Annotated in this window: 8 protein-coding genes; 7 read left to right on the forward strand and 1 reads right to left on the reverse strand. The window is 35.5% G+C overall.

Annotation, left to right across the window (positions count from 1 at the left end; translation table 11 throughout):
- On the reverse strand, positions 1–2,148 hold a 2,148-nt coding region (locus tag ABJI11_RS15955), incomplete at its 3' end, for an acyl-CoA dehydrogenase family protein (RefSeq protein WP_348354388.1).
- 130 nt (positions 2,149–2,278) lie between these two features.
- On the opposite strand from ABJI11_RS15955, the gene ruvB reads away from it, so the two are divergent.
- From ruvB to sprA, 7 genes are all read left to right on the forward strand, one after another.
- Positions 2,279–3,301, forward strand: coding sequence for a Holliday junction branch migration DNA helicase RuvB (gene ruvB / locus ABJI11_RS15960; protein ID WP_276491969.1), 1,023 nt, complete (start codon positions 2,279–2,281; stop codon positions 3,299–3,301).
- Positions 3,302–3,303: 2 nt separating this feature from the next.
- On the forward strand, positions 3,304–4,227 hold the full coding sequence (gene queG / locus ABJI11_RS15965) for a tRNA epoxyqueuosine(34) reductase QueG (protein ID WP_348354403.1): 924 nt from the start codon (positions 3,304–3,306) through the stop codon (positions 4,225–4,227).
- Between the two features lie 233 nt (positions 4,228–4,460).
- A complete protein-coding gene (gene gtfA / locus ABJI11_RS15970) occupies positions 4,461–5,915 on the forward strand; it encodes a sucrose phosphorylase (protein WP_348354391.1) in 1,455 nt (484 codons plus the stop codon).
- Positions 5,916–6,035: 120 nt separating this feature from the next.
- Positions 6,036–7,355 carry an MFS transporter gene (locus ABJI11_RS15975; RefSeq protein ID WP_348354394.1) on the forward strand — a complete coding sequence of 440 codons (1,320 nt, stop codon included), beginning with the start codon at positions 6,036–6,038 and terminating at the stop codon, positions 7,353–7,355.
- Positions 7,356–7,475: 120 nt separating this feature from the next.
- A complete protein-coding gene (locus ABJI11_RS15980; protein WP_348354397.1) occupies positions 7,476–9,770 on the forward strand; it encodes an NADP-dependent malic enzyme in 2,295 nt (764 codons plus the stop codon).
- 73 nt (positions 9,771–9,843) lie between these two features.
- Positions 9,844–10,425: a Holliday junction branch migration protein RuvA gene (gene ruvA / locus ABJI11_RS15985; protein WP_348354400.1), complete on the forward strand. Its 582-nt coding sequence runs from the start codon at positions 9,844–9,846 to the stop codon at positions 10,423–10,425.
- A 65-nt stretch (positions 10,426–10,490) separates the two neighbouring features.
- Positions 10,491–11,236 (forward strand): cell surface protein SprA (sprA, locus tag ABJI11_RS15990; RefSeq protein ID WP_348354406.1); only part of this gene is annotated, 746 nt, incomplete at its 3' end.

Below are 11,236 nucleotides of genomic sequence, written 5' to 3' on the forward strand. Positions count from 1 at the left end.
TGACTTTGTTCCGCTTATGTAACCTTGTTCTAAATACCATGACGCATTATTTCTTATTTCATGCAATGCATATAACGTTCCAAGTTTTTCAAACAACTCTTTATACTCTTGGTCATTGATAGCGCTGTTATGCTCTATAAATGACTTATAAGCTAATTCGGCACTATACGCCTTGCCAAGTGTCATTAAATGTGTTTGTACCTTTAAAAAGGCTTGATATGAAGGAATACCTTTTTTGATATATCCTCTAATGCGCATGGCAAGGGTGTAGGTTAACCTTCTTGTTCTATGCTCTAATGCATGCACATGAAATTTGGGATTATATAAATGGTCCTTGTCTGTCTTGTTGGTGTATAGCGGATTTATATTAGAAAGCTTATCGCTTAGTTGTGAGCTCAATAATTTTAGTACAGTTGAAAAACCGGCACTATTGAATTCCGCTTTGAAATCTGATAGAACACCTTTTGCGGCAAGTTGTAATAATACATTATTGTCACCTTCAAATGTGGTGAATATATCTACATCACCTTTTAAATCTGCAATCCTGTTCTCCAAAAGATAACCTTTGCCACCACATGCTTCACGGCATTCTTGAATGGCATCGTTGGCATACCATGTAATAATAGATTTGAGACCTGCAACCTGGGTTTCAACCTGTCTTTTGTCTGGTTGGGATTCATCACAATAGAGTGCCATCATTTTATCTAAAGCAATATGATACACATATGCGCTCGCTACTAACGGAATCAGCCTTAGTTGGTGAGATGGGTAATCCATTAAAAGGTCTTCTTGAATTTTGACACTATCATTAAACTGTCTTCTTTTTAGCGCGTGTTTTATGGCTACGGTCAACGCAAATTTGGCTCCGCCTAATCCTGCCCTAGCAACACATATTCTGCCACCTACTAAAGTGCCCAACATAGTAAAGAAGCGTTTGTTCGGATTCTTTATTTCTGAATAATAATCTCCATTACCTAGAATAGTACCATACTTGTTTAGTAAGTTCTCTTTAGGAACTTCAACTTGGTTAAACCATATTTTACCATTATCAACACCGTTAAGTCCCAGTTTATAGCCATTATCTTCAACTATTATACCTGGCAACAATTCATGTTTTTCATTCCTAAGAGGTACTAGAATAGCGTGTACTCCTTCATTTTTTCCGTTTACAATAAGTTGTGCAAAAACAGATGCCATTTTAGAATGTATGGCGTTCCCTATATATTCTTTATTGTCATTTTTACCTGGGGTATGTATGACAATGGTTTCTGTGTCTTTGTTATATGTTGCCGTAGTTTTTATTCCGCGAACGTTAGATCCGTGTCCGGTTTCTGTCATGGCAAAACATCCTAATAAATCAGCCTTACCAGTATCGGTTAAATAATTATCATGATGCTTTTTGGTTCCAAGTTTCTGAATACTTCCACCGAACAGACCGAATTGTACTCCAAATTTTATAGAAAGGCTTCCGTCTGCCCACATCATATTTTCAAAAATGTAGGCGTAACCTTCCATGTCATTGGTGCCGCCATATGCTTCAGGATATGCCATTGCACCATACCCTTTATCTGCCAAAAACTCCACTTGTTTTAAAACATGACTTCGAAACTCCTCTTTATTGCGTCTTACCTCCCATGAGAAAATGGGGTCGTTCAGTACGGCTCTAAAAGAATCTATGGCTTCGGCATGTTTTCCTTTTAAAATAGTGTCTATAGTTTTTGAGGAATATTGCAACGATTTTTTCTCTAGGTCAATATGTACGTCAAATAAATGATTGTAATGATTGGGTTGAATACCCAAATTAATTTCAATATTTTTTATTTGATCATTGAAAGAGATGTCATTATGGTAATGAGATGTTACTTTCTGACTGAAAGCTGTTAATGGATATGTTTCATGCTCCACCAATTTTACCCCACTATTGATTATCAATTGTTTCCATGACTTAAGTAACTCGTTCTTTGGCGGATTTTTGACATTCATCCATGCTTTAAGTTGTTTTTTGTCATCTGACGATAATGTTACGTCATTGGCAATAGCATTTTCAACTACATTTATTTCTGATGCCGACAAGAGGTCGTCTGACCAAATAATATAAAAGACCGGAATATATTGTAATACTTGTGCTGCGTAATTTTCTTTTGTCATGCCATGAAATTACAATATTTAGTTAGATTTCTTATATCTATTTAACGCTTCGTTTAAGTATTTTGATAAATTAAAATAGCTTTTGGTATAGATATAAAGTTATCTGGTGTTTGTCTATCTTTGTTAGTGTATGAACGAGTATTTAGATCCATCTGCTGATGGTTTCTCTAATGAGGAACTTGATATTGAAAGAGCATTAAGGCCTGTAAATTTTGACGATTTTGCCGGTCAAGATCAGGTGCTTGAAAATCTTAAGGTTTTTGTTGAAGCTGCGAATAGAAGAGGAGAAGCATTGGATCATACCTTGTTCCATGGCCCTCCTGGTTTAGGTAAAACTACCTTGGCCAATATTTTGGCAAATGAACTGGGAGTGTCAATCAAGATAACTTCCGGTCCAGTATTGGATAAGCCGGGTGATTTGGCAGGGTTACTGACTAATTTAGATGAACGTGATGTTCTATTTATTGATGAGATTCATAGATTAAGCCCTATTGTTGAAGAGTATTTGTATTCAGCAATGGAAGATTACAAAATTGATATTATGCTTGAATCTGGACCAAACGCAAGGTCTGTTCAGATAAATTTGAATCCGTTTACATTGATAGGAGCAACCACACGATCAGGATTGTTGACTGCACCAATGCGTGCACGTTTTGGTATTCAAAGTAGGTTACAGTATTATTCAACAGAACTATTATCTACCATTGTAGAGCGTAGTGCTGAAATTTTACGGGTTCCAATTTCTCAAGATGCAGCAATAGAAATTGCCGGTAGAAGTAGAGGTACACCTAGAATTTGTAATGCCTTACTTAGAAGGGTACGTGATTTTGCCGAGATTAAAGGAAATGGCTCTATTGATATGGAAATTTCAAAGTTTAGCTTAAAAGCCTTGAATGTAGATGCCCATGGTCTAGATGAAATGGATAACAAAATACTGACTACTATAATTGATAAATTTAAAGGCGGTCCCGTAGGTATTACAACTTTGGCGACAGCTGTTTCTGAAAGTTCGGAAACTATTGAGGAAGTGTATGAACCTTTTTTAATTCAACAAGGATTTATAATGAGAACTCCCCGTGGTCGTGAGGTAACTGAACTAGCTTATAAACACTTAGGAAGGATTAAAGGAGGAATTCAACCTGGTTTGTTTTGAGTATCGATATAAAACATAAATGGACAAATAGTATTAAAACCGAAGCCAAACGCCTCGGTTTTTTATCATGTGGTGTATCTAAAGCAGATTTTTTAGAAGAAGAAGCTCCAAGATTAGAAAAGTGGCTCAATAATAACATGAACGGCGAAATGAGCTACATGGCAAATCATTTCGATAAGAGATTAGATCCTAGAAAATTGGTTGAAGGTTCCAAATCTGTAATCTCTCTACTATTAAATTACTATCCTGAAGAATCTCAAACATTAGATTCTTATAAAATTTCCAAGTATGCTTATGGTCACGATTATCATCATGTCATAAAAACAAAACTTAGGCATCTTCAAGAATTCATAGCTGAAGAAATAGGTGATGTCAACGGGCGTGCATTTGTTGATTCTGCGCCAGTGCTTGATAAGGCATGGGCGGCAAAAAGTGGTCTGGGTTGGATTGGTAAACATAGTAATTTGCTTACGCAACAAGTTGGGTCGTTCTATTTTATAGCAGAATTGATTGTTGATTTAGAACTGGAATATGACCATGCGGTTACAGATCATTGTGGTACCTGCACGGCTTGTATAGACGCATGCCCTACAGAGGCAATTGTGGAGCCTTATGTGGTTGACGGTAGTAAATGTATTTCTTATTTTACGATTGAATTAAAAAATGAATTGCCAAATGAGATGAAGGGTTCTTTTGATGATTGGATGTTTGGGTGCGATGTTTGCCAAGATGTTTGCCCTTGGAACCGATTTTCGAAGCCGCATAATGAACCATTGTTTAATCCTAATCCAGAATTGCTTAGCATGACCAAAAAAGATTGGGAGGAAATTACCGAAGATGTGTTTAGAAAGGTATTTCAAAAATCTGCAGTGAAGCGAACAAAGTATGGCGGACTTAAAAGAAACATAGATTTTATAAAAGATTAATTTAAGTTTTCTACAGATATTTTAATGTTTTTTTTGGTCTGTTTTCTCCTCGCTGAAAATAATTTTTAATACTCCAACGTTTGAGTTTTTGCTAGATTGGTCTAATCTTCATTTCGTCCCTGTTTTTAGGGTTTTAAATACTATATTGAATTCCGATTTTAATAAAATGGCACTATAATTTCTTTAATTGTTAAGTGTTCATTATAGAAAATTTGACTCAAAGAAAGATTTAAATGGAGAATAAAGTTCAATTAATAACTTATGTAGATAGGCTAGGTAAAAGCGACTTTAAAGGGCTAGACCTATTGTTAAAGAATCAATTCAAAGATTTGTTCGGTGGTGTTCATATGCTTCCTTTTTATTATCCTATTGATGGAGAAGACGCTGGTTTTGATCCTATAGATCATAGACAAATTGATGAAAGGTTAGGTAGCTGGGCCGATGTTAAAGAGTTAAGTACTTCTGTAGATGTTATGGCAGATTTGATCGTAAATCATATGTCTGCCAAATCACCTGAATTTCAAGATTTTTTAGAGAAAGGAGATGATTCTGAATTTGCAGAATTGTTTTTGACTTTTGATAAAGTTTTTCCGAACGGAGCGTCTGAAACAGATTTGGTAGAAATTTATAGACCCCGACCAGGATATCCGTTCACAAAGATGAAATTCAAAGATGGTAAAGAGAGACTAATTTGGACCACTTTTACCACTAATCAAATAGATATAGATGTCTATTCTAAAAAAGGTAGTGATTATCTAGAAAGTATTTTAGTGGAATTTCAAAAGTCTGGAGTAAATATGATTCGCTTAGATGCTGCTGGATACGCTATTAAAAAGGCTGGGACCAGTAGTTTTATGATAGAAGAAACTTTTGCTTTCATAGATGAACTTACAGTGAAAGCCAAGGCAATGGGTATTGCTGTTTTGGTAGAAATTCATTCATACTATAAAACACAAATAGAAATTGCCAAAAAAGTAGACTTTGTTTACGATTTTGCTTTACCTGTTTTGGTTTTGGATACCCTTTTTAATGCTAATGCAGAAAATTTAAAGAATTGGTTAAATGTTAGTCCAAGAAATGCAATTACAGTTTTAGATACTCATGACGGTATTGGTATTGTAGATGTAGCATCTGAAAATGGAGAAAAAGGTCTCATAGATGATTCAACATTAAATGCCATTGTAGAACGTATGCACGTAAATAGTGGCAATACCAGTAGAAAGGCAACTGGGGCTGCAGCCTCAAACCTAGATTTATATCAGGTTAATTCAACTTATTTTGAAGCTCTTGGTAGAGATGAGAAGGCATATTTAGCGGCAAGAGCAATTCAGTTTTTTGTTCCCGGTATTCCTCAAGTTTATTATGTAGGTCTTTTTGCCGGTAAAAACGATATGGACTTATTGGCGAAGACCAATGTAGGTAGAGATATCAATAGGCATTACTATTCCCAGGATGAAATAAACGAATATGTTCAAACTTCTTTCTTTGAAAAGTTTAAACAATTGCTCGTATTTAGAAATACACATGCCTCTTTTAATGGTGAATTTATTTTAAAAGAATCGTCAAATAACATTTTAAATATTAGGTGGGAGAATGATAAGCAATGGTCAGAATTATATCTAGACTTAAAATCATTAGATGTAAAAATCACCTATTCTAACCTGGATAAAGCAGATTCATTGTATTGAAATTGTATTAGGTAATTTGCTATAACGTTATAGTGCCAAGAATTTTAAATTTCTTACTGACATTTTATGTTCTAAATTATTTAATATGTTATCTTGTTAAGCTAGTTATATTAGGATATTATGAAAATAAGCAAACCAAGTTTAAGTTTTTGGCAAATATTCAATATGAATGTTGGGTTTTTAGGAATTCAATATAGCTTCGGTTTACAGCAAACAGCTATAAATCCTATCTTCTTATATTTAGGTGCGCCAGAAGATATGCTTCCTATATTAAATATTGCAGGTCCGGTAACGGGTTTAATTGTACAACCCATCATTGGGGCAATGTCAGATAAAACATGGTCAGAACGTTGGGGAAGAAGAAAGCCTTATTTTTTAATCGGGGCAATTTTGGGTAGTTTGTGTTTATTCGCTTTTCCAACAAGTCCTGTTTTATGGTTTGCGGTTGGTTTACTTTGGATATTGGATGTGGGTAATAATATGGCTATGGAACCTTACCGTGCATTTGTTGGCGATAAGCTACCAAAGAAACAATTGAGTTTGGGGTACCAAATGCAAAGTCTTTTTGTAGGTGCGGGTATTCTTTTGGCAAATGGGTCTATTGTATTGTTTCAATATCTGTTTGGTGGAGAATCTGTAGAGGTTGCAGGCACCATTCCTACTTGGTTATATTATTCATTTTATATAGGTGCAATTCTTTCGATTACAACAATACTTTATTCGGTATTAAAAACTCCAGAAATTCCCCCTTCATCAGAGGAACTGACGTCTATACTAAAATCAAAAGCTAAGCCATTAACTGAACGTATTGCTTTGCCTTTTAATGAAATTGCAGAATCTATAAAGAAGATGCCAAAATTCATGTGGAGAGTTGGGGCAGTGTATTTATTTCAATGGTATGCTTTGTTTATATATTGGCAATACACTACACCGTTGTTTAAATTGACAATGGGTTATTCTACTGGTGAAGCAGCATCTCAATCTGCTCAGATGAGTTTAACCTATAATATAGTGACCATGGTCGTTGCTTTGGCATTGGTGCCACTTACTTTGAAATTCGGTGGTAAAAAAGTATATGCTTTAAGCTTGTTTGGTACTGCTATTTCTTTATTTGCGATTCCGTATATCACAGATCCGATAATGGTGTTGGCGCCAATGGTACTTTTTGGTATTGGCTGGGCTGCTATGATGGGTATTCCGTATACAATGGTGTCAAAAGTAGTTCCACAAGAAAGACGTGGTGTTTACATGGGAATTCTCAATATGATGATTGTAATACCAATGGGAATAGAGACTCTTACTTTTGGACCGATTTATAAGTATCTATTAGGTAATAATGCAATTAACGCTATGTTGTTTGCAGGGGCATTTTTTGCGATATCTGGTTTTCTGGCATTACGTCTTAATATATCTAGTAAAGAAAAGGCGATTGATTCGTAATCTAGATATGTTACATTAAACCGATCCTAACAGAACTATTTATTTTATTCATATAAATACAGGTCTGCTTAGCGCTTTCTTGTAGAATACCTTTAAATTTGTTTTTTTAAATAGAAGAGTATGAGCAGTGAAAAACTAAGAAGAGAAGCACTTATTTATCATGCAAAACCACAACCTGGTAAGATAAAAATAGTACCTACTAAACCTTATAGTACACAACGTGATCTTGCTCTGGCGTATTCGCCTGGTGTTGCAGAACCATGTTTAGAAATAGAAAAAGATAAGGATAACGCCTATAAGTATACATCTAAGGGTAATTTAGTTGCCATAATTTCTAACGGTACTGCTGTTTTAGGATTAGGGAATATTGGACCAGAGGCGTCAAAACCTGTAATGGAAGGTAAGGGTCTTTTGTTTAAGATTTTTGCGGATATTGACGGTATCGATATTGAAGTAGATACAGAAGATGTAGATAAGTTTATTGAGACCGTAAAAATGATTGCCCCAACTTTTGGAGGTATTAATCTTGAAGATATTAAAGCACCTGAGGCTTTTGAAATTGAAAGAAGATTAAAAGAGGAGTTAGATATTCCTGTAATGCATGATGACCAACATGGTACGGCGATAATTTCTGCAGCTGCTTTATTGAATGCCTTAGAGCTTTCAAAAAAGAAAATGGAAGAAGTACGCATTGTTATCAGTGGTGCAGGTGCTGCTGCTGTTTCATGTACTAAATTATATAAAGCATTTGGTGCCAAAGCAGAGAATATAGTAATGCTTGATAGTAAAGGTGTTATTAGAAAAGATGCCGAAAACTTATCTGCGGCAAAGAAAGAATTTGCTACCGATAGAAAAATAAATACATTAGATGAAGCCATGGTAGATGCCGATGTATTCGTTGGTCTTTCTATAGCAAATGTTGTAACTCCGTCGATGTTGGAATCTATGGCAGAAAACCCTATTGTTTTTGCAATGGCTAATCCTGATCCAGAGATTGCTTATGACCTGGCGGTTGCTACACGTAAAGATATTATAATGGCGACAGGAAGGTCTGATCATCCTAACCAAGTAAATAATGTACTTGGTTTTCCATTCATTTTTAGAGGTGCATTAGATGTGCGGGCTACGGCAATTAATGAAGCTATGAAAATGGCGGCAGTAAAAGCTTTGGCAGATTTAACAAGGCAACCTGTACCTGAGCAAGTGAATATCGCTTATGGAGAAACAAGATTGACCTTTGGTAAGGAGTATATTATTCCTAAACCGTTTGATCAAAGATTAATTTATGAAATACCACCTGCTGTTGCAAAGGCAGCCATGGAAAGTGGAGTGGCAAAAGCCCCAATAGATGATTGGGATAAATACAGAGAGGAACTAATGCTTCGCTCTGGTAACGATAATAAAGTAGTTCGTCAACTTCATGGTAGGGCTCGTAGCCATGCCAAGAAAATAGTATTTGCAGAAGCTGATCACTTAGATGTTTTGAAAGCGGCACAGATAGTTCATGAAGAGGGTATTGCAATTCCTATTCTTTTAGGTCGAAAAGATATCATTCTTGAATTGAAGAAAGAGTTAGATTTTGATGCTGACCTTGCCATTATCGATCCAATGTCAGAAGAGTTTGATGAACGCCATATTCGTTACGCCACAAAATACTGGGAAAGCCGAAAGCGAAGCGGAGTAACTTTTTATAGTGCTAAAATAAAAATGCGTGAGCGTAATTACTTTGGTTCTATGATGGTTCTTGAAGGTGATGCAGACGGAATGATTTCTGGGTACTCAAGAGCATACCCTACGGTAGTAAAACCAATTTTAGAAGTTATTGGTAGAGCAAGTAAGGTTAAAAAGGTAGCTACGGTGAACATTATGATTACCGATAGAGGACCGTTATTTTTAGCCGATACTTCAATCAATATAGAACCCAATGCAGAAGAGTTGGCAGATATTGCACAAATGACAGCGAACGTTGCTTCTAATTTTGGATTTAATCCTGTGTTGGCAATGTTGAGTTATGCCAACTTTGGATCTTCAACTCACCCAAATGCTAAAAAAGTAAGAGAAGCGGTTCGTATTCTTCATGAAACTAAACCAGATTTGGTGGTTGATGGTGAAATACAAACCGATTTTGCTTTAAATAGAGAACTTCATGAAAGTAAGTTCCCATTTTCTAAACTAGCGGGTAGAAAGGTAAACACCTTAATATTTCCCAATTTAGAATCTGCCAACATCACATATAAGCTATTGAAAGAATTGAACAGTGCGGATTCTATAGGTCCTATTATGGTTGGTTTGCGAAAAGCTGTACATATTATGCAATTAGGTGCTAGTGTTGATGAAATCGTAAACATGGCGGCAGTTGCTGTTATCGATGCTCAAGAACGTGAAAAACGCAAAAAAGCTAAAGGTTCAAAATAAATTTTAAGCAAAAAATAACTCAAATAGGGAAATTGGTAGACATACTTCTTTCCCTTTTTAATTTTAAAGGATTATGATACATCACTTAAGAGGAAAACTAGTAGAGAAAAACCCAACTCATGTTATTATCGAATGTGGTGGTGTTGGCTATTTTGTAAATATTTCTTTAAATACTTTTTCTAAGCTGCCAGAGCAAGAAAATGTCTCTGTTTTTACGCACCTTCAAGTGAAGGAAGATTCTCACACATTGTTCGGGTTTGTTGAAAAATCAGAGCGTGAAATATTCCGATTGTTACTATCCGTTTCGGGCATAGGATCAAGTATAGCAAGAACCATGCTTTCTTCTATGTCACCGTCTCAAGTAAGAGACGCTATTGCCAATGGTGATGTTGCATCAATACAGGCTGTTAAAGGTATAGGGGCTAAAACGGCACAGCGTGTAATTTTAGATCTTAGAGATAAGGTATTAAAAGTTTACGATATAGACGAACTTTCACTAAGTACAAACAATACAAATAAAGATGAAGCGTTATCTGCTTTAGAAGTTCTGGGCTTCGCACGTAAACAATCAGAGAGGGTTGTCGATAAAGTGCTTGGTCAAGATGCTTCGCTAAGTGTCGAGGACATAATAAAACTCGCGCTCAAAAATTTGTAATAAGTTTGAAAAACGGGGTAACTAAATTTCTTAAAATTTATTTTAAGGGCATCTTTGCATTCTTTATGTTTTTAGCTTCTATAACAACTGTTATGGCGCAAGAAACAGAAGAACAGGAAATTGATTCGGTAAAGACTGGGTATGATCTGGGTAGAATTCTAATTGAGAACCCTGAGAGTATCGTATCAAAATATATTTATGACCCTGAACTTGATCGTTATATCTATAATGAGAGTGTTGGCGATTTTAATATCGGTTACCCGGTAATTCTTACACCAGACCAATATTTCAAATTGATAAGGGAAGAAGGAATTAAATCATATTTTAAAGAGAAATCTGATGCTTATTCCGGAAAAAAAGAAGGTAGTGAAGAAGCTCGTAAGAATTTACTTCCTAATTTCTATGTAAACAATGATTTCTTTTCTACCATTTTTGGTGGTAATACTATTGAGATAATCCCGCAAGGGTCTGTTGCAATGGATTTGGGTGTTATTTGGCAGAAAAATGACAACCCTTCTTTATCACCTAGAAACAGAACCAATCTTTCTTTTGACTTTGATCAGCGTATTAGTCTTAGTATGCTAGGGCAAATAGGGGAGCGCTTACAGGTAACCGCTAATTATGATACCGAAGCAACTTTTGATTTCCAAAATATTGTAAAGTTAGATTATACTCCAACTGAAGATGATATTATACAATCTATAGAAGTTGGTAATGTAAATATGCCACTTAATAGTTCATTGATTTCTGGTGCACAAAGTTTATTTGGTGTAAAAACAAAGTTGCAATTTGGCAAAACTTCGGTAACGGC

The sequence above is a fragment of the Maribacter sp. genome (assembly GCF_039968975.1).
Lineage (GTDB): Bacteria > Bacteroidota > Bacteroidia > Flavobacteriales > Flavobacteriaceae > Maribacter.